We start from the raw sequence: 25,901 nt of genomic DNA on the forward strand, positions 1-25,901 counted from the left end.
GGTCTCCCGGCTCTCTTCCCGTTTGTTTGCCGAGGTCCCTCAGCCCCGCTTGCTACCTGATTTCCTCAAAGTTCTTGACGACAGCCGTAGGACCGGTGTTCCTGGGCCCACGGTCCTTCGGGCGCGTCGCGCGGAGGCGGCGGATCCCTCCGCGGCCGCTGCGGAAATCGACGGTGAGGCTGGAGAGCGAGACCGCGAACACGGACAGGAGCACGAGTGCTCCCGCGGGGATGAGCACCACCAGCGGTGCGCGCTCGATGTACGGCATCCCCTCGGCGAGGATCAGGCCCCAGTCCGGTGCCGGCGGGCGTGGACCGAGGCCGAGGAAGCCGAGCGCGGCGAGCGCGAGGGCGATGCCCGGCAGGCGCAGGGCAGCATGGCGGAACACGGGCCCGACGACGCCGGGCAGCACATACCGGAGCATGAGGCGGGCACGTCCCACTCCCAGCATCGGCGCAATCTGCACGTACGGTTGGGCTCTGACTTCCGCCACGAGCGCCGAGGTGTGCGCGGCGAGCGGCGCCCACCCGGCCAGGGTTATCGCCAGCGCCGCGCCGATGGCCGAGGGGCCGAGGATGCCCGCGACGATGAGGCCGGCGATAACCGGCGGCAGCGCATTCTTGACCTCGATCAGGCCGGCTGCGGCGTTGGGGAACATCCCGATGACGATGCCGAGGACGAAACAGAGAATGCTGACGCCGATCGCGACGAAAACGGTGTCGAGCGCGCCGTGCGAGATCCGCGCCAGCAGGTCGCGGCCGGACTCGTCGGCGCCCAGGGGGATCGCCCAGGACGGCGCCGCGAGGCGCGGCCATGCGACGGCGTACGGGTCTCGGGCCAGCCCGAGGAGCACGAGGATCACGATGGCCGAAAGCGAGGCAATCGGCAGGATCCAAGCCCTGCGCGGGCTCGGCGGCTTCGGCACCGCGGTGGGGAGGGCGTGGGTCCGGAGCGCTGGCCCCAGCAGGACGCGGCGGACGATTCCGGCGCTGATGCCGAGGAACATCGCCAGGAACATCAGGAAGATCACCCCGGCCTGAAGCATCGGGAGGTCCTGGGACTGGGCGGCGCTGAGGGTCGTACGGCCGATGCCAGGGATCGCGAACACCTGCTCGACCGCGACAGCCGCGGCGGTGAGCCCGACGAAAACGAGGCCGATCTGCGGGGTGATGCCGGGGAGCGAGCGGCGGATCACCGCTGTGACCAGGCGCGTCTTGGAAAAGCCGGCAACCGACCACGTCGCCACCCAGTGCTCGCTGAACGTGGTTGCCACGGCGTCGGAGAACAGCCTCCCCATGTAGCCTCCAGCCGGCAGACCCATGGCGAGCGCCGGGAGGACGGCGTCGGACAGATTGGCCCAACCGTACGGCGGGAACCATCGCAGCCCTACGGCGAAGACGACCAGCAGGAGTGACGCCAGCAGGAACTCGGGCATCGAGGTGAAGGCTGCCGCGATGCCGCCGCTGGGCCGGTCGGTGCGGCCCGCCATGCCCCTGCGGAACGTGCCGATGCTCAGGGCCGAGGCAACCACCGTGGCCACCATGAGGGAGAACAGCATGAGTGAGAGGGAAACGCCCAAGGCACTCAACACCGTAGGCAGCACCGGCTGCTGGCTGACCCAGGACACGCCCCAATCGCCCCTCAGCGCGTTCCCCAGCCAGGTGAAGAACACCCCGAACGGACCGGAGTGCAGGCCCAGCTGCTGCCGGACCGCTTCCAAGGCAGCTGGCGTCATGTCCGCCTCGGTATAGCGGGCCCGGAAGATCGAGACGGCCGGGTCCCGGTTGGACAGCCAGGGGAGCATGCCCAGGAAGAAGATGACGGCGGCGGCCGAGATGACACGCGACGCTGTGGGAACCCATGCGCGCCACTTGCCTCTGGTCTGAGGGCTTTGAGTGCGTCTCCGAAGAATCGGGACGAGCTGGGTGGAGTCGGCCATGGCTACTCCTTCTGCTCCGTGCTCATAGTGTCTCCCATCACCGTGCGACCGTGGTCTCGTTGGTGACCAGACGTCGCTCGTATGGATCGCGGACGGCTCCGTTGACTCCAGCAGCCTCGCCCTGGACGGATCGCTCGTTCACGAGCGGGACTACGACGTCCTGCTGGAGGAGCATTGCCTCGACGCCCATAGCCGCCTTCTGCCGGTCCGGGCCCAGCTTCTGCGTCGACGCATTCGCAATCGCCTTGTCGATCTCCGGGTTGCAGAGTTGGGCGAGCACGTAGCCGGTGCCTTTGCAGGTGTAGTCGCTCCGGAGGTAGCCGACCGGGTCACCGGTGTCCAGCGCGGACGACCTCGAGCCGATCACGATGTCGAATGCCCCGTGCAATGCGTCCTTGGACAGGTTGGAGTACTGGCGGATGTCCTGCTTCACCACGAAGCCGGCCTTCTCCAATTGCTGCTGGACGAGCACTGCGTCCTCCGGCAGCTCGGAACGATCCGTGTAGGTGGCCAGCGTGATCATCTTGCCCTTCGCGTCGCCGGGCGCAACCGCTGATGCGGTGCTTCCACGCAAATCCTTCGCCCAGGGGACGGCAGGGCCGAAGAGGCCTTCGGCCGCGTCAGCGTGACCTTCGTACACGTTGGAGACAAAGGCTTTCGGGTCAAGGACGGCCCGTGCCGCCGCCCTCATCGAGGGGTCCGCGAAAACGCCCTTGGAGTTGTTGAAGTAGATCGAGGTGGTGCGCGGCATGGCGACCTCGTGGAGCAGCTTCGGGTCCATCAGGGAGAACTGCGAGATGGGCAGGGCCGCTGCGATGTCGGCCGATCCGGACCGCAGGGCCGCTGCACGCGCGGTCCCGTCGGTGACGAAAGTGACGTCGATGCCGGCTGCCTTCGCCTTCGCACCCCAATAGCCGTCGAAGCGGTCCAGGGTAACCGTCGAAGTTCCACCGACGTTGGTGATCTTGAACGGTCCAGTTCCTGTGCCGACCGCGCTGACCGTACCGTCCGCCTTGTACGCCGCCGCGGAGAGGATCGCCAGCTGCGGGTTCGAGAGACGGGCGGGCAGGACCGGGTCGAGCGTCCCGGTGACGATCCGCACTGTCGAATCGTCGGGCGCCGAGAGCTTCAGGTCAATCCCGCCGAGCACACTCGGACGTGTCTTCGCGTCGAGCGCCTTCTGCAGCGAGTTGACAACTGCTTTGGCGTCAAGCTTCGTTCCGTCCTGGAAGGAGACGCCCGTGCGGATGGACAACTCCCAGGTCTGGTCGTCGATCTGCTTCCACGAAGTCGCGAGCGAGGGCTGCGGATTTCCTGATCCGTCCAGCTGGGTGAGCGACTCAGTGGCGTCCCAGCGCGAGAGGTCCGAAGCGTCATCGCTGTAGGGCGAAAGCCCGGAGCTCGGGGCGATGGCCATTGCCAGCCGAATGCGTGCACCCCCGCCGGCTGATGCGTCAGCGGATCCTCCCGCGAAGCATCCGGTGAGGGCGAGGGCGGAGGCGAGCATGAGCGCGCCGGTCAACGTCGAGCGGCGACGTACATGGTTCATCGGTTGGGCCTTTCGGGGGATGGGCTTTGTACTGGGGATCGGAAATGCCGTAGAGATCGTGCGGTAGGGGGCTCATCCCTCGACAGCGATGAGCGCTCGGGGAAGGACGTGCAGCGTGGGGATCGCCGCGAGGAGCTCGCGTGTTCGAGGGTGCCGCGGTTCGGTGAGCAGTTTGGCTGTGGGGGCGTCTTCGACGACCTCGCCGCCGTGCATGACCACCGTGCGGTGACACATGCTGGCCACCATGGACAGATCGTGGGAGACCACCACGATGCCGGTGCCGCGCTCGTCCGAGATCCGGGTGAGGAGGGCGACGATGGACTCCCGCATCGGCAGGTCCAGTCCGCTGACGGGCTCATCGGCGATCAGGAAGTCCGGCTTCGTGGCGATCGCGCGGGCGATCGCCACGCGCTGCGCCTGGCCGCCCGAGAGCTCGTTGGCGCGGCGCGAGACGAACCTCTCGTCGAGCCCGACCGACTCGAGCGCCTCGCGCACCGCCTGGTCGCGGTCGCCTGGCACCTTCAGCCGGACCAAGGGCTCGGCCACTAGCTCGCGGACGGTCATGAGCGGGTGCAGCGAGCTGGCCGGATCCTGGGGAACGTACTGCACCCGGCGCCGATACCACTTCAGCGCGCGGATCTCGGAGGGAAACACCTCTTTCCCATCGCACGCCACTCCCCCGGTGTCCGTTGAGTCGAGGGCGAGCAGGATGCGCAGCAGCGTCGTCTTGCCCGACCCCGACACACCCACAATGCCCACGCGCTCGCCCGCCGAGATGGCGAGCGTGGTCGACTGCAGCGCGACCTTCATCTCCGGCTTGGCGAACGGCTTCTTGCGAGGCATCGGGTATGCGCGGCTGACCCCGCCGATGTCGAAGAAGACCTGGCGTCCGGGCGCCTGCACTGCCCGGTCCTCTGCCTGGAGCTTCTCGATGTAGGGCTCTACCGTCGCCGCGCGTGCGGCGCGGATCAACTCGCAGGTATAGGGGTGCTTCGGAGAAGCAAAGATCTGGTGGATCTGTCCCTGCTCGACGATCTCGCCGTCTTTCATCACCACCGAGTCGCTGCACAGCTCGGAGGCGACCGCGAAATCGTGGGTGATGAACAGCAGGGCCGGGGTGTCCTTGCCCGTCGTGTACTTCTTCAGGACGTCCAGGACGCGCGCCTGCGTCACGACGTCCAGCGCCGTCGTCGGCTCATCGGCGACCATGAGGCGCGTGTTGCACGCCAGCGCCAGCGCGATACACACCCGCTGGCGCTGGCCGCCGGACAGTTCCGAGCAAAAGCGGTTAATAAGACGCTCGGGATCGGGCAGCCCCACCGAGCCAGCTAGTTCGATGGCGGCGCTGAGCGCGTCCCGCCGCGAGAGGCCGCGATGGCGGCGCAGCGGCTCGACGAGCTGATCGCGCAGGCGCACCAAGGGGTTGAGGGCAACGGCGGAGTCCTGGAATACCATCGCCACGCGTGCGCGGTCTGGCCTCTTCGACACCGGAAGGCCCAGCACCTCGACCCCGTTGATCCGGATGCTGCCCTCGGTGACCGCATTCGACGGCAGCCGGCCAAGGACTGCGGCCGCCGTAAGAGACTTGCCCGAGCCGGATTCGCCGAGCAGGCAGACCCGCTGCCCCTGTGCTACGGCGAAGGAGATCCCCTTCACGATCTCTCGACCGCGAATCGAAATCTTCAGGTCAGTGACTTCAAGAGTGTTCACGATTTCCCTCTGCACTTCAGCGGAGACGCATCATCGTTGATGCCCCGGATCGTTGCTTCAACGCTAGAAGTGGATAGGCAAATTGTCAACACTCAAACAATATGCCTTCGGAGTTGAGCAGGCCTCATCAACGACCCCGCAGTCACAGGCAGAGACGCTCGACGACTGAAAAGCGCGGTCGGGCGAGGATGGCCGCTTCCATGAGAGCGCGAACGACGACGGCGAGCGTGCCTTAGTCGCAGATCACGCCCGGCTGGTGGAGCCTTGTCAGCAGCCCGATGCCTGAGTCGTGCCAGCTTCAACGAGCCAGCCCCAACGTCGCGCCATTAAGAGACAGCTGTGCTGTTCGGCTCGCGAAGAGGGAGCAGCCTTGCGAGGGCGTCGTCCTTGTGTGCGTCCAAGCGGTCCATCACGAGATCTCGCTTCCCGTCACGGATGGCCTCAGCGATTCCCCGGTGCTCCGCAACACGGACCGATTCGTCGTCGTACCGCCCTTGGAGACGGTTGAGGCACATGCGGGTCTCGGTCAGAAGCGTCGCATGCATCTTCGAGAGCCTCGGGCTCGCAGCCATTTCCACGAGTTTTTCATGGAAGGCGATGTCGGCTTCCGAAACTGCCGTGTCATCGCCCGAGGCCCTGGCCTCATCCATGCGTTCGACGCGCCTGAGCAGTTCCGCCCCCGCCGCAGCGCGATCGCCGTCGGCAAGGATTCCCGCAGCAGCCTTCTCCACCGCCGTCCGCGCTTCGTAGATGTCGCGAATGTCGCTGTCGTCGAATTCGGAGACGAAGACGCCCCTGTTGCGGATGCTCACCAGGAGGCCCTCCTGGGTGAGCCGTTGGATCGCCTCACGAATCGGCCCCCTGCTCACGCCGAGCTCTCTGGCGATGTCAGCCTCAACGAGCTGGGCGCCCGGCTGCAGCGCACCCTCAGCGATGTGCCTTCTGAGCTGCGCGGCGATGAGCGACGGCGTGGACTCCTGGACGATGGGCTGGAGCACCCGGCTGGACTTCATAACGCTCTTCCTGAGACTCGGTCAATACGTTGTAGACAATCATATCGCGGACCCCCCGCGAAACCGGCGATTTCAGGCCGAAGGCCAGATGCTCAACGAAAACACACTTCCAGCGCCTCCTATCGTGCGATTGTTGACAATCTTGAAGTCGTGTTCCACCATTGAAGTCAGGCTGTGAGCACACACGGAGACGCGAGATCAGGCACCACCCGCCAGGTGACTCCAAGGCGCTGGCCGCACCGCATTAAAGGCACCACAAAAGGAAGGTGAAACGTGACTTCGCTGAGCCCCGTCCTCAAGCAGGCGACGCCCGTCGTCGTCGACCACGCCCTCGGCAGCTGGATCTTCGGCACCGACGGCGAGAAGTACCTCGACTTCACCACGGGCATCGGAGTCACCAGCACCGGACACTGCCACCCGAAGGTCGTAGCCGCCGCCCGGGAGCAGGTCGGCAAGATCATCCACGCGCAGTACACCACCGTGATGCACAAGCCCCTCCTCGAGCTGACCGAAAGGCTCGGCGAGGTCCTCCCGGCCGGCCTCGACTCTGTTTTCTATGCAAACTCCGGCTCGGAGGCGGTCGAGGCCGCCGTCCGGCTGGCCCGCATGGCAACGGGCCGACCCAACATCGTCGTCTTCCAGGGCGGCTTCCACGGCCGCACCGTGGCCGCTGCTTCCCTCACGACTGCGGGGACGAAGTTCTCCGCCGGCTTCGCCCCGCTCATGGCGGGCGTGCACATGTCCGCCTTCCCCCACGCATACCGCTATCGCATGGATGAGGCGAGCGCGGTCGCGTTCGCCCTTCAGGAACTGGACTACCTGCTCAAGACCCGCACGGCCCCCGAGGACACCGCCGCGTTCCTGATCGAGCCGGCGCTTGGCGACGGCGGCTACATCCCTACGCCTCCGGCCTTCATGGACGGCCTCCGGGAACGGGCAGACCGGCACGGAATCAAGCTCATCTTCGACGAGGTTCAGGCGGGCGTGGGCCGCACGGGCAAGTTCTGGGGCCACCAGCACTCCCACGCGACCCCGGACATCCTCATCACCGCCAAGGGCATCGCCTCCGGCTTCCCCATCTCTGCGATCGCGGCGTCCACCGAGACGATGTCCAAGGCCTGGCCAGGCTCGCAGGGCGGAACCTACGGCGGCAACGCCGTCGCTGCCGCCGCCGGCGTCGCGACCCTTCAGGTCATCGAGGAGGAGGGGCTCGTCGAGAACGCCCGCGTCCGCGGAAACCAGATGCTGGCCGGGCTCAACGAGATCCACAGCCGGTTCCCCGCGATCGGAAACGTCCGCGGGATCGGCCTCATGGCGGGGATCGAGTTCACCGCACCCGACGGCACAGCCGATGCCGCCACGGCCGCGTCCGTGCAGCAGGCAACGGTCGACCAACGACTCCTGACCCTCACCTGCGGCCCAGAGGGCAACGTCGTCCGGCTCATCCCGGCCCTCGTCGTGACCGAGACGGAAATCGCCACAGGCCTCGAGAGGTTCGAAGCGGCCGTCGCCGCAGTCCTCGGCATGCCGGTAGCAGCGGCGGGAATCGGCTCCTGAACCAACGGCCGGAATTCCCGCCGCACGGTCAAAAAGCAACCCTCACCCACCTACGGCAACCGAAGGACAAGCCAGTGACCATCACCGCCCACCTCCTCGAAGAGCTCCAGGTAGACCTCTTCATCGACGGACAATGGACCCCCTCCTCATCCGAGAAGCGATTCGCCGTCGAGAACCCAGCGACACTTGAGACCCTCGCCTATGTGGCCGACGGCACGCCGGAAGATGCCCAGCGTGCCATCGTGGCCGCTGGCGCCGCCCAGGCCTCGTGGGGACGGACCTCGCCCCGATTCCGTGCCGACATCCTCCGGAAGGCGTACGAGATCATCCTCGGCCGGGCCGAGGAACTCGCCGCGATCATGACCGCGGAAATGGGCAAGCCGCTCGCGGAGGCCAAGGGCGAAATCGCGTACGGTGCGGAATTCTTCCGCTGGTTCTCCGAAGAGGCCGCACGGATCGACGGAGACAGCACGACCTCGGTCGACGGCGCCAACCGCATCCTGGTGACCAAAGAACCGGTGGGGCCATCCATCCTTGTCACGCCGTGGAACTTCCCCCTTGCCATGGGGACCCGCAAGATCGGCACCGCGATCGCGGCGGGCTGCACGATGGTGTTCAAGCCCGCCGAGCTCACCCCGCTGACCTCCCTTGCCCTCGCCGCGATCCTCAAGGAGGCCGGGCTGCCGGACGGCGTGCTCAACGTGGTACCCACCTCGAGCGCCCCATCGGTGGTCGGCGTCTGGATGAACAGCGGGATTGCCAGGAAGATCAGCTTCACCGGATCCACCGAGGTCGGGAAGATCCTGCTGAGGCAGGCTGCGGAGAACGTCCTGCGCTCTTCTATGGAGCTCGGCGGCAACGCGCCCTTCATCGTCCTGCGGGACGCGGACCTGGACCGGGCCGTCGAGGGAGCCCTCGCCGCAAAGATGCGCAACATGGGAGAGGCCTGCACGGCTGCCAACCGCATCTACGTGCACCGCGACATCGCCGAGGAGTTCAGCCGCCGGTTCGCCGAGCGCATGGACGCGCTCGTCGTGGGCGATGGAGCGCGTCCCGGCACTCAAGTCGGGCCCCTGATCGATCAGGACGGCCTCGACAAGGTCCAGCAGCTCGTCAACGATGCGGTCGCACGCGGAGCCAAGGTCCTCACCGGCGGATTCCGGCCTGAGGGACCCGGGTACTTCTACAAGCCCACGGTCCTGGTCGACGTTCCCGCCGATGCCGAGATAAGTCGCACCGAGATCTTCGGCCCCGTCGCCCCCATCACGGCCTTCGACACGGAGGACGAAGTCATCCGGATGGCCAACGACACCGAATGGGGCCTCGTCGGCTACGTCTTCACGCAGGACCTCGACAAGGCCGCCCGCTTCTCGGCCGAGCTCGAGGTCGGCATGGTCGGGATCAATACGGGAATCGTCTCCAATCCCGCCGCACCGTTCGGAGGCGTCAAGCAGTCCGGACTCGGGCGCGAAGGCGGCCGAGTGGGCATCGACGAGTTCCTCGAGTACAAGTACACGGCCATCCCCGCACCGGTCCCCCGGGCATAGCTCCGCCTCAGAGAAAGGGGCGGCGGGTCGCTAGGCGAGCCAGAATGGCTCACCGGGCACCTGCTGCCCCTTTGCTGTGCCCAACGCCACCAGGACGTGTCCGATTGTCACCACTTTCACAAAATGATTGTTGACAATCTACGGAAAGGATGCGAGACTAAGGGGAAAGAAACCGCTTGAGCGGTACACCGGCTTCACTCCAGTTCTGGCCCTTCGTACCGCTCCACACCTCAAGGAAGAGGCAGAGGGCGATGCCGACCAGTGGATCAACGACCAGTCCGCAGCGATGGCCTTGGGTCGTCATCCTCCGTCAGGAGGACCGGGTCGCAACGACTGGCGAACATTGCCCGACGAGCGGTGCCTGGACTGCCCCGGCTTGGCCGGCTGCCGCCGTCGTCCTCCTGAAGGGCGAGATCATGCCGCCTCTTTGTGGGAAGGCGGTCGAATGGCACTACACGGCGGAGCTGAACCCTCTCGACTTAGAAGTCACCATGGCAGGGAACGCAGCTCAGCCATTCCGCCGTCTGCCGGCGAGGGTGGCACTAGCAATGGGAAAGGAGCACGGCCGTGAAATCGAGATCCCGTTTCTCGCAGAGGAACACTGAAGCGGCCACGCGGGTGCGTATGAGCGGACTCGAGCTCGACGAGGACCTCATGGGAGCGCCTCTCGCGTCAGAGGTACCTCACCATGAGTGGGTGTCCCTCGAGAAGCACGACCGAGTGACAGTCCACAGGGGCTGGGAATCCCGCTTCAGCGGAACAGTGGACGTCGTCGCTGAGGACGGGACAGTCTTCTGGGTCTGGGGCGACGAGGGCCGTGGCAGGTTTGCCGTTCACGCAGGAGACCACGTCAGTGTGTCGCGGACGGAGCAATGCGGATGTGGCACTTGCACATCACCCGCCGCTCACGGTCGTCCATGAGGACGTCGACATCGGCCCCGCGGGCTTGGAACGCTGTGCCCCCGGCTCACTTCCGGCCGTCCTCCGGCCACCCGACCGAAGTGGCGCGATTTCCTGGGATGAGTGCCGTCTGGGGGCCCCGGGCAGGCCGTTGCTAGAAGGCGGTGTAGCCGCCGTCGACCGGGAGGGTTGCCCCGGTGATGTAGGACGATTCCGACGAGGCGAGGAAGAGGACCGCGTCGGCGATCTCCTCCGGCGTGGCGAGGCGCTGGAGGGGGATCGAGGCCTCTCGCTGGCGGCGGGCGGCCTCGGGGTCGGGCCTCCGCTGGAACGATGCTTCGATGACCGGAGTCGCGGTCAGGCCGGGGGCAACCACATTGACGCGGATATTCCGCGGAGCCCATTCGATCGCCGCACCCTTGGCGAGCATGATGAGGCCACCCTTGGCCGCGGAGTACAGGACCTCCTCGGCCTTGCCGACCATCCCGAGCCGTGAGCTGACCAGGACGAACGAGCCGCCCGCGGCGGACATCAGGGGTGCGAAGTGCTTCATCACCAGGAACGCGCTGAGCAGGTTGCTGTGGAGCACGTTCTTCGCATCCTCGTAGGCCATCTCGGTCAGAGGGCTGCTGACTTGCAGGCCATGGTTGAGGACGACGACGCCGACGCTGCCGAACGCCTCTGCGGCTTCACGGGCCAGGCTTTCGACGAAGGCCTCGTCGTTGAGATCCCCGGGGACGAACATGTCGCCAGGCTGGGCTCCCTCGAGTCGCTCCCTGCGGCCGGTGAGCAGCAGGCGTGCCCCCTCACGGCGGAACCGGGAACACACGGCCTGCCCGATGCCGCTATTCGCGCTCGTCACCAAGGCGGTGACCTTCTCAAGCCTCATCGAGGCACTCCTTCCGAGTAGGCAGCGGGGTAGTCAGCCGGGGCGGAGACTCATGTCGAACGAGACGAACGTCGGCTTAGGGTGAGACGGTGTCGATCATTGAGAGGACGGCCGAGGTGAATTCCGTCGTCGAAGCGGTCCCGCCGATGTCCCTGGTCCGCACTCCGCCCCGGAGCACTGCCTCGAAGGCTTCCTGAAGGTGTCGAGCGGCTTCGGTATGACCGAGATGTTCGAGCATCATGGCCCCGGACCAGATCTGGCCAACCGGGTTGGCGAGACCCTTCCCCGCGATGTCTGGGGCCGAGCCGTGGATGGGCTCGAAGAGAGACGGGTAGCGGCCCTCCGGGTTCAGGTTGGCACTCGGGGCAAGGCCGATCGACCCCGCTACCGCGGCGGCAAGATCCGAGAGGACGTCGCCGAACAGGTTCGAGGCGACAATGACGTCGAGCGTCCAGGGCTTCAGTACGAGATGAGCCGCGAGGGCGTCCACATGCACGGACGTGAGCTCGACATCAGGGTAAAGACTGACTGTTTCGGCAACGATCTCGTCCCAGAACGGCATCGTGTGCACGATACCGTTGCTCTTGGTCGCTGACGCCAGCTGCCCACGGCGGGACGCCGCGAGGGACGCCGCGAAGTGCGCGGCACGGGCGACGCCCAGACGAGTGAAGACGGATTCCTGGACAGCACTCTCCTGCGGGAGGCCACGGTACATCCGGCCACCGATTTCGGAGTACTCCCCTTCGTTGTTCTCGCGCACGATGACGAGATCGACCGGACGCTCGCTGGCGAGAGGTGAGGCAACGCCGTCGAGCGTCTTGACCGGACGGAGGTTGATGCACTGCTGGAACTCCCGACGAATGGGAATGAGCAGCCCCCACAGGGTCTCCGCATCCGGAACCTCGGGTGAGCCCACGGCACCCAGGAAGATCGCATCGTGCAGGGCCAGCCGCTGCAGACCGTCAGCTGGCATCATGCGGCCATGCTGAAGGTAATAGTCCGAGCCCCAGTCGAAATGAGTGAACTCCAACGTGAGCGAGTGGAGCTCCCCGATCCGCTCGAGGCATGAGATCGCGGCAGGAACCACTTCCTTACCGATGCCGTCGCCCGCGATGACTGCGATCCTACGAGTGCTCATGAGATGCGGTCCATCTGCTCGCGTGCCGGACCGGACAGATTGATGATGGTGTTCTTCGGCTCCGTCATCTCGCGAACGGCGTGCTTGAGTCCTTCGCGGCCCACGCCTGACTTCTTGAATCCGCCGAACGGCATGGAATCAATGCGCACGTCGCTGGTCTCGTTGACGACGACACTGCCCACCCGGAGCCTGTCCGCAACTGCGAGTGCCAGATCGATGGACTGAGTGAAGACTCCGGCCTGGAGGCCGTAATCGGAGTCGTTGGCCGCGTCGATCGCTTCAGACACCTCAGAAAAGGGAACGATGCTCACCACCGGACCGAAGACTTCGTCTCGGACGACCCTGCTCTCCCCCGGCACGTCCGTGAGGACTGTGGGCTCGTAGTAGGCGCCCCGGCGTCGGCCCCCCACCTGAACCGTTGCGCCGCCGGCTCGGGCTTCCTCCACCCAGTCGGCCACGCGGCGGGCTTCGGCCTCCGTGATGAGCGGACCCACCTCGGTGGTTCGGTCGAGCTTCGGCCCGATCCTGAGGGACTCGGTCCGGCAAACGACGTGATCGAGGACTGGCTTGAACAGCGAGGAGTGGACGTAGACCCGCTGGACGGAAAGGCAGTTCTGCCCGGCGACCCCGAAGGCGCCGGCCACGATGGCGTCGGCCGCCGCCTCTGGATTAGCATCGGCGAGGACTACCGTGGCGTTGTTGCCCCCGAGTTCGGAGAGGAACTTCTTCGCGCCGGCGACCGCTGCAATCCGAGCGGCAGTTCCCGGGCCCCCCGTGAACGAGATTAGATCGACGCGGGGGTCGCTGACGAGCGTTTCAGACACCCCAGGGCCGGTGACGACCACAGCGATGCGCCCCGAGGGGACGCCCGCCTGGAGCAGCAATTGGACCAAGGCGAGCGCGGACAGGGGCGTGCGGCTCGAGGGCTTGAGTACGACGCCGTTGCCCCCTATGAGGGCCGGGCCAACCTTGTGCGCTACCAGATTCAGCGGGTCGTTGAATGGGGTGATCGCGGCAATGATCCCGATAGGATGACGCCGGTACCAGCCGGTCTTGCGCTTTCCGACGAGACTGTCCTCGAAGGCGAGCGTCTCCCCCTCCAGCTCCGCGGAGGCCGCAGCGGAAAGCCTGAGAGTCTCAACGCAGCGACGCACCTCCTGCTCAGCTTCCCGGATGGTCTTGCTGCTCTCAGCGGCAATGATCTTGGCAAAGCGTTCGGATTGCTCGCCGAGGAGGAAGGCGGCCCTTTCGAGGGCCTCTCGGCGGGAACGCAGAGGCCACTCGTGGCCGTCGAGCTCTCGGTGGATGTGCGCAATTGCACGCCTCACCTCGGCGGAAGTGGACTCGCAGACCTGCCAGAGCAGGAAGCCGTCCTCGGGGTCCCTCACGTCGAAGGTCATGTTCGCCGTCTGCCACTGCCCCTCGAAGAAGGCTCCTCCCGGGATACCGGCAGCGAAGCTGCCCCGGTCGTCGACTTTCGGGCGCGTTTCAGCCGCGAGTGTCTCTGGAAGCACGGATGAGTTCTCCTGCCTAGCTGAACCGGTCGTGGACCTTGGCGTATGCGCCAATGAGGGGCAGGAACCAGGGCGGTCCGAAGTGGCCGGGAACCGGTGGGTTCGGGATGCCCCTCCAGACATTGGCGGTCTCATCGCCACCCATGTACTGGACCATCTTCTTGCCCATGTGGGTCGCCATCTGGACGCCGTGGCCGCTGTAGTTGAGCGAGTAGAAGACGCCGTCGTGAATACCCGCGTGCACAATCTGGTCCATGGAGAGGTCCACGAGGCCGCCCCACGTGTAGTCAACTCGGGTGTTGGCGAGGTACGGGAAGAGCTCCGTCATCGCCTTGTGGAGGATCTCGCCGCTTTTGACGTCAGAGTCCGGGCTCGAGAGGGCGAACCGCGCCCGGCCGCCGAACAGGAGCCTGTTGTCCGGCGTGATCCTGAAGTAGTACGTGAGCATCTTGCTGTCCGAGGCCATCCGGCGGTTCGGCAGGATCCTGTTCACGACCTCATCGGACAGGGGCTCAGTCACGATGATGAAGCTCCCCACGGGGATGACGCGCCGCTGAAGCCAGGGCGTAATTCCCCCGGTGTATCCGCTGGTGGCAACCAAGACCTGGTTCGCCCTCGTGATCCCGCGGGTCGTGTGGACATCATGCACGGTTCCCGAGATCCTCTTGAGTTCCGTGACTCCGGCATTCTCACAGATGAAGGCGCCGGCGTCAGCGGCTGCACCGGCCAGGCCGTGGACGAACTTGCCCACATGGAGTCCGGCTCCCATGGGGTCGAGCATGGCTCCGTGATAGAAGTCGCTGCCGATTTCGCTGTGAATGTCCGACTTCGGGATCACTCGGACGTGATGATCTGCCAGCGTGGCAAGCAGCTCCTGCGATCTCAGCATCCCGTCATAGTGGGAAGGGTGGAACGCGAGCGAGAGCTTGCCATAGCGGCTGTAGTTGCAGTCGATACCGTGGTCGCCGACAAGCTTTTCGATGGTGTCGATGGCGTCGTTGTATTCGTTGAACATCTCGACGGCCCGTGAGTTCCCGTACCGCTTCACGGCGGTACCGAAGCCGATGGCCAGTCCCGTCGTGGCCATTCCTCCGTTGCGGCCGGATGCCCCCCAGCCGACCGTGTGGCGCTCCAGGAGGGCGACGCTCGCGCCCTGCTTGGCAAGCTCCAAGGCTGCAGACACGCCGGTGAAGCCAGCACCGATCACGGCGACATCGACGTTCCCAGGGATCGGCGTGCGGCGGTAGTCACCGGACGGTTCGGCAATGTCGAGCCAGTAAGGCGTGAGTTTCATGGCGTGCCTTCTCTCTCCTTGGTGGCGGCTCAGAGACCGAGGAGCTTGTTGAGCTCGTCGAGCGAATAGACGGTGGTGTAGTTGTAGCCGGGAACGTCGGGGTCGTAGCCGCGGTCGAGGTAGATGGTGTTGGTAAAGCCGAGGTCGTGGCATGGCATCAGGTCGTAGCGGGTATGCGAGGAGACGTGCAAGAAGTCCTCCGGGGAGGCGTTCAGCTGGTCAAGCATGTACTCGAAGGCCTGGTACCGCGGCTTGTATGCTCCAGCCTGCTCAGCGGTGTAGACCGCGTGGAACTCGGCCCCGAGCCTGGGGACGCTGATGTCGAGGAAGGAGTCGTCAGCGTTGGAAAGGATGACGAGCTTGTAGTTCTCGCCCATGAGCTTGAGCGGCGCCAGCACGTCATCGTGCGCGACCCAAGACCGGACAGCCTCGCCGAACTGAGCACCTGCGCCCTCGACGGGTTCGAGGCCCCATCGCTTGCTCACCCGGTTGAATGAGTCTTCCAGGACCTGCTCATACGGCTGGTAATCGCCGCAGACCTGGTCGTAGCGGTAGCCACGGAACATCGCCTTGAACTTGGGCCACTGCTCCTCGCTCAGCCGTCCCGCGAGAAGGCGACGCGTGGTGGAGTCGATCGCGAAGTTGATCAGCGTCCCGTAGCAGTCGAAGGAGATGTACTCCGGCCGGAAGTTCGTCTGTGCCATGGTGTTCGTCCTTTTCATCCACATTGATCGAGGGCTTGGCGCGGAACCTTGGGCAGGGCCCTGGGATCTAGGCTTCTTCGGGCTCACCCCCAGCCGGGGGTCGTCAGAGCCTCGTAGCATTGACTCTATGGTCCCTATTGTAGATTGTCAACAGTCTTACGCATGCCCCAGATGATCCCGCTGGGCATCCGTACTTTCGCAGACTGTTGACAATCTACCGTTTGCACGATTCTATTGCATGGTCGGTCGACTGGAGACGCGCGTCACAGACGCGAAGGTTCCTCACCGGCCAAAGGTCTACCGCGATGGTCGGAAGGCCACCGTCGCGGCCTATCCGTTTTCAGCTCCCGCTGTCATCTCTAGCCGTCAGGGCTGCGTCTAGCCGTCAGGGCTGCGCTGAAAAACATTCGAAGGGAAGCACCATGAAGATCAGAAGCAAAGTTCAGACTGCAGCAGCAGCGCTGGCCGTCCTCGTGACGCTGAGCGCCTGTGGCAACGCGGCCGGCGCTTCGGCACCCGGAGGTTCGCCGTCGTCAAACGACTCTGACATCGCTGCTAACGTCCAGCCAGACCCGGCCGCCGTGAAGCTGCTGCCGCAGTCCTACAAGGACAAGGGCGAGCTCACGGTAGCCATGGACCTTCACTATCCCCCGACAACGTTCCTCGCGGCGGACAACACGACGCCGATCGGCATGAACCCCGACATTGCGCGGCTCATCGCTGCGAAGCTGGGCCTGAAGCTCAGGTTCGAGAACGTCGTCTTCGACACCATCATCCCCGGCATTCAGGCCAATCGCGATGACTTCACCGTGACGACGATGTCTCCCACAGCGGACCGGCTCAAGGTTCTGGACATGATCAACTACTTCAAGGCGGGGAATTCCATCGCGGTGCCGGCAGGCAATCCGATGAAGCTCACCAATGAGACCCTGTGCGGGAAGAACATCGCCGTGACTGCCGGTTCGACCGGCCAGCTCAAGCGGCTCCCGGCCCTCTCCGAGCAGACCTGCACGTCCAAGGGACAGCCCGCCATCAACGCAGTGACGCTGCCCAACGTCCAGGAGGCTCTGACCCAGCTGGCCTCAAAGCGCGTCGACGGCATCCTCTACGACACTACCGGCCTTGCGTGGGCGGCCAAGCAGCAGCCCAATGCCTTCACCCTCCTGACCCCCCAGATCAACGTGGGCTCCAGCGACCTCACGGCCATCGGTCTGAAGAAGGGATCCGCCCTGACCCCGGCACTCCAGTCCGCCGTCCAGTCGGTCTTGGACAGCCCGCAGTACAAGCAGTCGCTCGCGAACTGGGGCCTTGAAGCGGGTGCCATCACGGATGCGAAGCTCAACTAAGGGGAGGGGGCTTCCATGCTGCAGACGATCAGTCGCGGAAGCGGACGCGGCATGAACGGGCCGGACGCTGCGCTCAAACCCCGTCTGAGGCGCAGAAGCGCCTTCGAATACACAGCGTGGATCATCTGCGTCCTGCTGGGTGCGAGTGTCTTCTTCTCGGTGTCGACGAATCAAAACTTCGAGTGGGGCGTCGTCGCGAAGTACTTCACCGATCGATCGATCCTCGGCGGGCTCATGCTCACGATCTTCCTCACTGTCGCCAGCATGCTCCTCGGGACTCTCCTGGGGCTGCTGCTGGCGATCATGCGGTCCTCGAAGCTCAAGCCCGTTGCATTCACGGCCGGGGTCTACCTCACCCTGTTCCGCGGCACCCCGGTGCTGGTGCAGCTCATCTTCTGGTTCAACATCGCCGCACTGTACCCGAACCTGACCATCGGGATACCCTTCACGAACCTCGGCATGCCCGTCGACGTCAACGCCATCATGTCCCCGATCACGGCCGCGCTCGTCGGCCTGACCCTGAACGAGGCCGCCTACATGGCGGAGATCATCCGCGGGGGCTTCGCGACTGTCGGCAAGGGCCAGATCGAGGCTGCGGACTCGCTCGGGATGAGCACCGGGACCAAGCTGCGCAAGGTCATCATTCCCCAGGCCATGCCCTCGATCATCCCAGCCACCGGGAACCAGTTCATCGGCATGTTCAAGGAGTCCTCGCTCGTGAGCGTCCTCGGGGTCGCCGAGCTGCTGCAGAGCGCCCAGCTCATCTACGCCCGCACCTACGAGACCATCCCGCTGCTGATCGTGGCCAGCCTGTGGTACCTGGTCATGACCCTGATCCTGAGCTATCCGCAGTCACTGCTGGAGAAGAAGTACTCCCGCTCCACATCACGACTGCCCAGGAAGGCACGCAGAGTGGAGCTCGCAAACCCGGAAGGTGTTGCCCGATGAGCGCCGACGGCACGATCCACGCCCGCAGCATCCGCAAGTCCTTCGGGCCTAAACCCGTCTTGAAGGATGTCGACCTCGACGTCGCCAGCGGCGAAGTCGCCTGCATCATAGGCCCCAGCGGCTCCGGCAAATCCACGCTCCTGCGATGCCTCAACGGGCTCGAGACAGTGGACTCGGGAGTGCTCAAGGTCAACGGCGAGGACTTCGGCCACTTCGAAACGCCCACCGCCTACCACGCGCTCAGCCGGAAGCGACTTGCCGAACAGCGCACGAGGATCGGCATGGTCTTCCAGCAGTTCAATCTCTTCCCCAACATGACAGCCCGGGAGAACATCATGGCCGGCCCTGTCCTGGTCAAGGGAGCCGACAAGCGTCAGGCCGCCGCTCGGGCGCAGCAGCTGCTCGCCAGCGTCGGACTCCGCGAATTTGGCGATTGCTACCCCGCCCAGCTCTCCGGCGGCCAGCAGCAGCGCGTAGCCATCGCCAGATCGTTGGCGATGGACCCGCAGATCATGCTCTTCGACGAGCCCACGAGCGCCCTGGATCCCGAGAAGGTCGGCGAGGTCCTTGCTGTCATGCAGGACCTCGCCAAGAAGGGCATGACCATGGTCGTCGTCACGCACGAGATGAACTTCGCCCGTGAGGTATCCGATTCGCTGCTTTTCATGGATGACGGCTGCGTCGTGGAGCGCGGCGACGCCAGGGAGATTCTGGGCAATCCCCAAGAACCTCGCACCCAGGCCTTCCTAGAGAAGGTTCTCTGATGGACGGAAGGCTGGCCGTGATCGGCCTCGGAAGTATCGGCAGCATGGCCCTGTGGCAGGCCTCCCGCCTTTCCGATTCGGTAGTCGGCTTCGAAGCACAGACCCCGGCCCATGGGCGCAGTGCCGTCGGGGGAGATACTCGGCTCTTTCGGATGCTCTACCGCGGCACACCGGGCTTATACCCCATCCTCGTGAAGTCCCGAAAACTCTGGACCGAGCTCGAGGAGGAGACCGGCCTAGACGTCCTGAGCCGTTGCGGAGGGCTCTTCATCGGCGGCGGCGATGGACCGTATATCTCCGACCTTCTCGAGACCACCCGCGCAAACCGAGCGAACCACGAGCTGCTGAGCCGCGACGCCATGGCCGAGCGGTATCCCCAGCACAACCTGCGCCCTGACGACTGCGCCGTTTACGACCCTCATGCCGGGGTTCTCAGAACGGATCGTGCCGTGACCGCCGCGGTGTCCGCCGCTCAGGCGAACGGGGCAACCGTGCTTGAGAACACGCCCGTTGATGGGTTGCGGACGACGGCCCGCGGTGTAGAGGTCAGGTCCGGGGATCGCGCATGGACGTTCGAGCAGGTCGTCGTCGCTTGTGGCGGATGGTCTCGGTCCCTCATCCCCGAAAATCTGAGGGCCAATACCGAAACTCGCAGGCTCATCTTGTCCTGGTTCCTGGCCAAGGACCCCTCAGAATTCTCACCCAACCGATTCCCAGTTTTCATCCGAATTTCGGGCGGTCGGTCCATGTACGGCGCTCCCAGCATCGACGGCGCCACAGTCAAGGCGACACTCGAGGCCCGAGGAGCGCGCACTCGAACAGCCTCCGCGGTGACGCGTGAGCTTACGGCTGCAGAAATCTCGGAGACCACGGAGACCGTCAGCGAGTTCTTCCCAGGCCTCTATCCCAATATTGTCCGCAGTGACGCGTTCCCCGACCTCTACACCGTGGACCGCCGAGGCCTGCTCGGTCGGTTGAGGGAAGAGAGCCGGATCTACCTCGCCACCGGATTCTCCGGATCGGGGTTCAAGATGGCACCAGGGTACGGCGCGATCGCCGCGAGTGAATCCTTGGGTGAACCGCCGCTCGACAACCTTGACTTCCTCAGACCCCGACGGTTCGGAAGCTGAGCTGCGATGGACCGCAGGGCGTCTCCGGCTGAGATCAAATCTCTTTCGGCACCATTGTGGAACGGGCAGCACGAAAAAGGGACGCTGACGTCCGCACCGGATGGGCCGCTCATGCTGCAGGGACGACCGACTGCCGAAGTCATCGCCGGCCACCTTCGTGAACAAATAGTGCTCGGAGTATTCCGTCCAGGGCAGCAGATCAACGAATCCGTTCTAGCCTCACAATTGAACACTTCACGGGGACCCCTTCGGGAGGCAATGCAAAGGCTTTGCCAAGAGGGGTTTCTTGTGAATCTACGGAATCGCGGCGTCTTTGTACTGGAACTGACAAAGGCAGACATCAAAGAGATCTATGCAGTGCGGGAGGCAATCGAGTTGTCTTCGGCAGACGCCTTGCTGGACGGCGAAAAAAGGAATATCGATAACACCAGCCGAGCTCTCAAGCAGATCATCAAAGAGATGGCGAAGCACGTCGTACTGTCCGACTGGCCGTCATTGTCGCGGCTGGATATGGAGTTCCACACCGCCTTCGTCGCCGGAGCCGGGAACTCCCGGCTGATCCGGATTCAACAGACTCTTGCGGCTGAAAGCAGGATGTGCATCCTCAATCTGGAGGTGTCCTATCCTCGCGCCGATGCTCTCGTCGAGGAGCATCAGATTATTCTCAACCGTCTTGAAGATCGCGATCAAGGTGGCCTTCGAGAAGCAATCACGCAGCATGTGCGGAAAGCGGTGCAGGACCTGATGACAGAAAGGACACCGGACTCGTCCGGTGGCTGAAATCTGACCTACAACCTCGTCGCAATTGCCGACGAATAACAGAAGACAACAGAACCCCGGACGTCGATGTTCGGAAAGAGCAGGAAACGGAGAACGAAGAATAATGGTCAACACGACTGGAGAACTGACGGTAGGCCTGGGCACGAGCCTGCATCCCGAGCCGCAGGGAACCGCCCTCGCCGCGAAACTCAACTGGCTCCGCGCGGGCATCCTGGGTGCCAACGACGGCATCGTGTCCGTCGCAGCTGTCGTGGTCGGCGTCGCGGGCGTCACCACGAATACGGGTCCCATCCTCGCAGCGGGCATGGCAGCCCTCGTGGGCGGCGCGATTTCAATGGCCCTCGGCGAATACGTGTCAGTCAGCAGCCAAAGCGACAGCCAGAAGCACCTCATCGCCAAGGAGCGCCAAGAGCTCAAGGAGAAGCCCGAGGAAGAGCTCGCCGAGCTCGCGGGCCTCTATCGCAGCAAGGGCCTGTCCGAAGGCCTCGCCACGAAGGTGGCGCAGGAACTCACGGCCCACGACGCGCTCGGCGCCCACCTCGACATCGAGCTGGGCATCGACCCGGACGAGATCGTCAGCCCGTGGCACGCGGCCTTGGCCTCGGCGATTTCCTTCCTGTGTGGCGCCGTCCTGCCGATGCTTGCCATCCTCCTGTTCCCACATGCCGTCCGCGTCCCGCTGACCTTCGCAGCCGTCCTCGTAGCGCTTGCCCTCACGGGCGCCATCGGCGCGTGGATCGGCGGCGGCTCGCGGACACTGGCCTCAGTCCGGGTGGTCATCGGAGGCGCACTCGCGCTCGCCACGACCTTCGCCCTGGGCAGCCTGCTCGGCACCACGGGAATCGCCTAACCGAGTCTCAAGGGAAACGAACTTCCCCGTTCCACAGCGTGCCCTGGGCCAGCACCGGAAAGTGTGAGCCCAGGGCCCTCCCCCACAATGCCGTCTGGCCCGAGTGCTGCTCTCGCAATTGGACAACAGCTGCCAAATCTCCTGGGCGCCCGCCGACGGCTGTCTTCAACCACACGCCTCGTCACGAAATGAGAGGGAAACCATGAGGTTCCGCCTCCGCCTTTACCTGATCTCGATGCTCCTCATCCTCGGTACCGGGATTGCCTTCGCCATCATGGCAACCACCCCGCAATCCATGGCCGCTGGACTGCTTTCCATCTCCGTGGGGGGTGGGGGTCTGTCTTCGGGGATCCTCACCAGACTCGCGAGTCGGTCTTGAGTTGGGGGTCCGAAGCCGAAGCGTCGATACGGGAGCCCTATTCCGGCCGCACCCGCCTCGCTGATGACCGCCGCGGCCCACTGTGCCACGCCGGAAGTAGGCGGGCTCCGTGGTTCCCGGCCCTGGCGTCCGGCGTCCGGCGTCCGGCGTCCGGCGTTCACCCAGACTTCCTTGAAGTTTATTTTGATTAATTCAAAATAACTGGTTGAATGAGGGCATGTCCCAGATCACGGCCTTCCTCGGGAAGAGGCCATCATGGTCGGAGCAGCTCCGCGCCGCCGGACGGCGGGTGACCAAACAGCGCCTAGCCGTGCTGACCGCCGTCGAGACCCACCCGCACTCGACCGCGGAGGCCGTCCTGGAGGCTGCTCGGCGGGAGCTCCCAGCCCTCTCGGCGCAGGCCGTGTACGTGGTCCTGGGTGACCTGACCGAGCTGGGCATGCTGCGGCGTTTCGAGCCACCCCAGTCCCCCGCGCTGTACGAGACCCGTGTCAAGGACAACCACCACCATGCCGTCTGCACGCGCTGCGGTCGCATCGAAGATGTGGACTGCGCCGTCGGGCACGCACCATGTCTGGAGCCGCACTGGAATGACTCCCAAAAGCCCATGACCATCCACATCGCAGACGTCCTCTACCAGGGCATGTGCCAGGACTGCGTTGCGGCGAACGCTCCCGAACTCCGGGCGGCGCCCTGAGCTGCGGACTCGCGTTCAGCGGCCGGCAGCTCCGATCGATAGACCTCCCCTCCGCAAACCGATCACCAACCCCGGAAGGAAACCCGTGTCTGAGAGCACAATTTCGGCCGAGTCTGAGACCGCCATTTCGAAGTGCCCCGTGGCGCACGCCCCTCGTGTGCACCCGACCCAGGGCGTCGCCAACCATGAATGGTGGCCCAACAAGCTCAACCTGAAGATCCTGGCGAAGAACCCGGCGGTGGCGAACCCGCTCGGGGCCGACTTCGACTACGCTGAGGCGTTCAGCGCGCTGGACCTGGATGCAGTCAAGGCGGACCTGGCCCAGGCCATGACGGATTCCAAGGACTGGTGGCCGGCCGACTTCGGCCACTACGGGCCCTTCATGATTCGCATGGCCTGGCACTCCGCCGGAACGTACCGCTCCCACGACGGCCGCGGCGGCGGCGGGGCCGGCCAGCAGCGCTTCGCCCCGCTGAACTCCTGGCCGGACAACGGGGGCCTGGACAAGGCCCGCCGGCTTCTATGGCCGGTGAAGAAGAAGTACGGCCAGTCCATCTCCTGGGCCGACCTCATGATCCTGGCCGGCAACGTGGCCTTGGAGACCATGGGGTTCAAGACCTTCGGCTTCGCCGGCGGCCGCCCGGATGTGTGGGAAGCGGACGACGACGTGTACTGGGGCCCGGAAAAGGTGTGGCTCGACGACGAGCGCTACACCGGCGACCGTGACCTCGAAGCTCCCCTGGCGGCGGTGCAGATGGGCTTGATCTACGTCAACCCGGAGGGTCCCAACGGCAACCCCGACCCTCTGGCCTCCGCCCGCGACATCCGCGAGACCTTCCGCCGCATGGGCATGGACGACGCCGAGACCGTCGCCCTGATCGTGGGCGGGCACACCTTCGGCAAGACCCACGGCGCCCACCCGGCCGACAAGCTCGGCCCCGACCCGGAAACCGCCCCCCTGGAAGCGCAGGGCCTGGGCTGGAAGAACGGTTACGGCACCGGCCACGGCGCAGACACCCTCACCTCCGGCGTCGAGGTCACCTGGACCTACCACCCGACCCGCTGGGACAACGAGTTCCTGCACATCCTCTTCGCCTACGAGTGGGAGCTCATGGAGTCCCCGGCCGGGGCCAAGCAGTGGCGCCCGCAGGACAACGGCGGAGCGGATCTGGTCCCGGAAGCGCACGCCGGTTCCGGCAACCGCGAGCCGCGCATGCTCACGAGCGACCTGGCCCTGCGCTTCGACCCCGCGTACGAGCCGATTGCCCGGCGTTTCAAGGACGACCTGGGCGCCCTCGAGGACGCCTTCGGCCGCGCCTGGTTCAAGCTGACCCACCGCGACATGGGCCCGAAGGCCCGCTACCTCGGCAACGAGGTCCCAGCCGAGGATCTCATCTGGCAGGACCCGCTGCCCGCTGCGCCGGAGCAGACGATCGGCTCAGCCGAGATCGCTGTGCTCAAGGAGAAGATCTCCGCCTCCGGCCTCTCGGTCGAGGATCTCGTCTCCACCGCGTGGAAGGCGGCGGCCTCCTTCCGCGGCTCCGACAAGCGGGGCGGCGCCAACGGCGGCCGGATCCGCCTCGAGCCGCAGGTCAGCTGGTCTGTGAACCAGCCGGAGAAGCTCAAGCCCGTGATCGCGAAGCTCGAGGAGATCGTCGACGAGTTCAACGCGTCCTCCGCGGTCAAGGCCTCCTTCGCCGACGTCGTCGTCCTCGCCGGCGGCGTGGGCGTAGAGCAGGCGGCGCTGGCCGCTGGCCACGACGTCACGGTGCCGTTCACGCCGGGCCGCGTGGACGCGACCCAGGAGCAGACGAGCGTCGAGCAGTTCGCGTGGCTCGAGCCCGTGGCCGACGGCTTCCGCAACTACGACAGCGGCTTCCTCAAGCTGCCGACCGAGTACCTGCTGATCGACCGTGCGAACCTCCTGAGCCTGTCGGCTCCCGAGCTGTCCGTGCTCGTCGGCGGGCTCCGCGTCCTGGGCAACAACTGGGACGGGTCGCAGGTGGGCGTCTTCACCGACCGCCCGGGCGCCCTCAGCAACGATTTCTTCGTCAACCTGCTCGAGCTCGGCCTCGAGTGGATCCCGGACGCCGAGGAGAAGACCTTCACCACGACGGACGGCCGCTGGACCGGCAGCCGCGCGGACCTCGTCTTCGGGTCGAACTCCGAGCTCCGCGCCCTCGCCGAGGTCTACGCCTCGGACGACGCGCGGGAGAAGTTCGTGACCGACTTCGTCAAGGCCTGGGCGAAGGTCATGGACAGCGACCGCTTCGAGCTCAAGAAGTAGGCCGACGCCGGGGCAGCCCGGCACCGCCCAGGTAAACGCAAGCACCGGTGGCCGTCATCCTCACAGGATGGCGGCCACCTCAACTTCCCCGAAAGAATCTCGACGGCGGTGTCCGATCGGGCCGGCGGTGTTCGTAGCAATGTCGGACACACCCACTGCTCCAGAGTGGTGTGTCAAAGGGAAGCCGGCAAAGAAGGGAGCCATCATGAAGCTCACCATCAGCCTCCAGATCACCCTCGACGGCGTCGCCCAGGCGAACGGCGGCAACAACGAGGAGATGGACCCGGGATTCACCCGCGGCGGCTGGGCGCTCCCGCTCAACGACGACGACGCCGTGCAGTACATACTCGACACTTGGCGGCGACCGGACGCCTTCCTGCTCGGCCGCAAGACGTACAGCCTGTTCGAGACTTACTGGGGCGCGCGCAGTGGCGACGGCGGCTTCGGCGAGGCGATCAGCTCGAAGCCGAAGTACCTGGTCTCCACCACCGTGACCGACCCGACGTGGGAGCGGACCACGGTAATCTCCGGCGATGTCGCGACCCGCGTGCGCGAGCTCAAGGCACAGTCCGGCGGCGAGCTGCTCGTGGTCGGCAGCGCGGCGCTCGCGCGGTGGCTGCTTGAGAACGAATTGGTCGACGAGCTGAACCTGATCCAGTTCCCGGTCATCCTAGGGGAAGGAGAGCGCCTTTTCCCCACACAGGGCACCGACTTCGCGCTCAATCTGATCGACTCCCGCGTGTTCGGCACCGGCATCGTCGCCCTCACATACCACGTGGGCGGTCGCCCCCGGTACGCCTGATCGAGTATCCCCCTCGGGCGCCTGCCCGAGGCGGCGGCTCGAGTGTATCGACCCTGGCCGGGACCGGGTCGGACGGGGCGGGCTCTCCCCCGGCGCGCGGGGTGCGGAGGATCTGGAGCATCCCGGCCACGTCCTGGCCTGCGGGCGCGGTCACGGTGGGGCCT

The 25,901-nt window shown here is 65.4% G+C and carries 20 protein-coding genes; 11 read left to right on the top strand and 9 right to left on the bottom strand.

The genetic code is table 11. The annotated features are described in order from the left end of the window. Window positions 1–52: 52 nt before the first annotated feature. The 4 genes from ACLN58_RS01845 to ACLN58_RS01860 all read right to left on the bottom strand — a co-directional run bounded on the left by ACLN58_RS01845 (window position 53) and on the right by ACLN58_RS01860 (window position 6,211). A complete protein-coding gene (locus ACLN58_RS01845; protein ID WP_415853573.1) occupies window positions 53–1,939 on the bottom strand; it encodes an ABC transporter permease subunit in 1,887 nt (628 codons plus the stop codon). A gap of 37 nt (window positions 1,940–1,976) precedes the next feature. Further along, window positions 1,977–3,488, bottom strand: a complete 1,512-nt coding sequence (locus ACLN58_RS01850) for an ABC transporter substrate-binding protein (protein ID WP_415853574.1) — start codon at window positions 3,486–3,488, stop codon at window positions 1,977–1,979. Window positions 3,489–3,560: 72 nt separating this feature from the next. After that, on the bottom strand, window positions 3,561–5,198 hold the full coding sequence (locus ACLN58_RS01855; RefSeq protein ID WP_415853575.1) for an ATP-binding cassette domain-containing protein: 1,638 nt from the start codon (window positions 5,196–5,198) through the stop codon (window positions 3,561–3,563). Window positions 5,199–5,524: 326 nt separating this feature from the next. Next, window positions 5,525–6,211, bottom strand: coding sequence for a GntR family transcriptional regulator (locus ACLN58_RS01860; RefSeq protein ID WP_415853576.1), 687 nt, complete (start codon window positions 6,209–6,211; stop codon window positions 5,525–5,527). 273 nt (window positions 6,212–6,484) lie between these two features. On the opposite strand from ACLN58_RS01860, the gene ACLN58_RS01865 reads away from it, so the two are divergent. Next, window positions 6,485–7,768, top strand: a complete 1,284-nt coding sequence (locus tag ACLN58_RS01865; RefSeq protein ID WP_415853577.1) for an aspartate aminotransferase family protein — start codon at window positions 6,485–6,487, stop codon at window positions 7,766–7,768. A gap of 74 nt (window positions 7,769–7,842) precedes the next feature. Continuing rightward, window positions 7,843–9,315, top strand: coding sequence for an NAD-dependent succinate-semialdehyde dehydrogenase (locus tag ACLN58_RS01870; RefSeq protein WP_415853578.1), 1,473 nt, complete (start codon window positions 7,843–7,845; stop codon window positions 9,313–9,315). 1,054 nt (window positions 9,316–10,369) lie between these two features. Here ACLN58_RS01870 and ACLN58_RS01875 read toward each other — a convergent pair. The 5 genes from ACLN58_RS01875 to ACLN58_RS01895 form a co-directional block, all read right to left on the bottom strand. Next, on the bottom strand, window positions 10,370–11,104 hold the full coding sequence (locus tag ACLN58_RS01875; protein ID WP_415853579.1) for an SDR family NAD(P)-dependent oxidoreductase: 735 nt from the start codon (window positions 11,102–11,104) through the stop codon (window positions 10,370–10,372). Between the two features lie 76 nt (window positions 11,105–11,180). Further along, the gene (locus tag ACLN58_RS01880; RefSeq protein ID WP_415853580.1) at window positions 11,181–12,242 is read right to left on the bottom strand and encodes a tartrate dehydrogenase; all 1,062 of its coding nucleotides are present in this window, start codon (window positions 12,240–12,242) and stop codon (window positions 11,181–11,183) included. Beyond that, a complete protein-coding gene (locus tag ACLN58_RS01885) occupies window positions 12,239–13,756 on the bottom strand; it encodes an aldehyde dehydrogenase family protein (protein ID WP_415853581.1) in 1,518 nt (505 codons plus the stop codon). The genes ACLN58_RS01880 and ACLN58_RS01885 overlap by 4 nt, the downstream gene beginning before the upstream one ends. Window positions 13,757–13,772: 16 nt before the next feature. Then, the gene (locus ACLN58_RS01890; RefSeq protein WP_415853582.1) at window positions 13,773–15,050 is read right to left on the bottom strand and encodes an NAD(P)/FAD-dependent oxidoreductase; all 1,278 of its coding nucleotides are present in this window, start codon (window positions 15,048–15,050) and stop codon (window positions 13,773–13,775) included. Between the two features lie 29 nt (window positions 15,051–15,079). After that, window positions 15,080–15,754, bottom strand: coding sequence for a haloacid dehalogenase type II (locus ACLN58_RS01895; RefSeq protein WP_415853583.1), 675 nt, complete (start codon window positions 15,752–15,754; stop codon window positions 15,080–15,082). Window positions 15,755–16,176: 422 nt separating this feature from the next. On the opposite strand from ACLN58_RS01895, the gene ACLN58_RS01900 reads away from it, so the two are divergent. From ACLN58_RS01900 to ACLN58_RS01940, 9 genes are all read left to right on the top strand, one after another. Beyond that, complete coding sequence (locus ACLN58_RS01900; RefSeq protein WP_415853584.1) at window positions 16,177–17,100, top strand: ABC transporter substrate-binding protein; 924 nt, start codon at window positions 16,177–16,179, stop codon at window positions 17,098–17,100. A gap of 15 nt (window positions 17,101–17,115) precedes the next feature. Then, window positions 17,116–18,048: an amino acid ABC transporter permease gene (locus ACLN58_RS01905; RefSeq protein WP_415853585.1), complete on the top strand. Its 933-nt coding sequence runs from the start codon at window positions 17,116–17,118 to the stop codon at window positions 18,046–18,048. Further along, window positions 18,045–18,812, top strand: a complete 768-nt coding sequence (locus tag ACLN58_RS01910; RefSeq protein WP_415853586.1) for an amino acid ABC transporter ATP-binding protein — start codon at window positions 18,045–18,047, stop codon at window positions 18,810–18,812. Before ACLN58_RS01905 ends, ACLN58_RS01910 begins: the two co-directional genes overlap by 4 nt. After that, window positions 18,812–19,942 carry an FAD-dependent oxidoreductase gene (locus tag ACLN58_RS01915; protein ID WP_415853587.1) on the top strand — a complete coding sequence of 377 codons (1,131 nt, stop codon included), beginning with the start codon at window positions 18,812–18,814 and terminating at the stop codon, window positions 19,940–19,942. The genes ACLN58_RS01910 and ACLN58_RS01915 overlap by 1 nt, the downstream gene beginning before the upstream one ends. A gap of 6 nt (window positions 19,943–19,948) precedes the next feature. After that, window positions 19,949–20,722, top strand: coding sequence for a GntR family transcriptional regulator (locus tag ACLN58_RS01920; protein WP_415853588.1), 774 nt, complete (start codon window positions 19,949–19,951; stop codon window positions 20,720–20,722). A 103-nt stretch (window positions 20,723–20,825) separates the two neighbouring features. Next, window positions 20,826–21,572 carry a VIT1/CCC1 transporter family protein gene (locus ACLN58_RS01925; protein ID WP_415853589.1) on the top strand — a complete coding sequence of 249 codons (747 nt, stop codon included), beginning with the start codon at window positions 20,826–20,828 and terminating at the stop codon, window positions 21,570–21,572. 596 nt (window positions 21,573–22,168) lie between these two features. After that, complete coding sequence (locus ACLN58_RS01930) at window positions 22,169–22,648, top strand: Fur family transcriptional regulator (protein ID WP_415853590.1); 480 nt, start codon at window positions 22,169–22,171, stop codon at window positions 22,646–22,648. An 85-nt stretch (window positions 22,649–22,733) separates the two neighbouring features. Continuing rightward, on the top strand, window positions 22,734–24,935 hold the full coding sequence (katG, locus tag ACLN58_RS01935; protein ID WP_415853591.1) for a catalase/peroxidase HPI: 2,202 nt from the start codon (window positions 22,734–22,736) through the stop codon (window positions 24,933–24,935). A gap of 205 nt (window positions 24,936–25,140) precedes the next feature. Further along, entirely contained in the window at window positions 25,141–25,737 is a 597-nt protein-coding gene (locus tag ACLN58_RS01940) for a dihydrofolate reductase family protein (RefSeq protein WP_415853592.1), read from the top strand. Window positions 25,738–25,901: the final 164 nt, after the last annotated feature.

Origin of the sequence: Sinomonas sp. G460-2 (genome assembly GCF_047759905.1) — a bacterium.
Lineage (GTDB): Bacteria > Actinomycetota > Actinomycetes > Actinomycetales > Micrococcaceae > Sinomonas.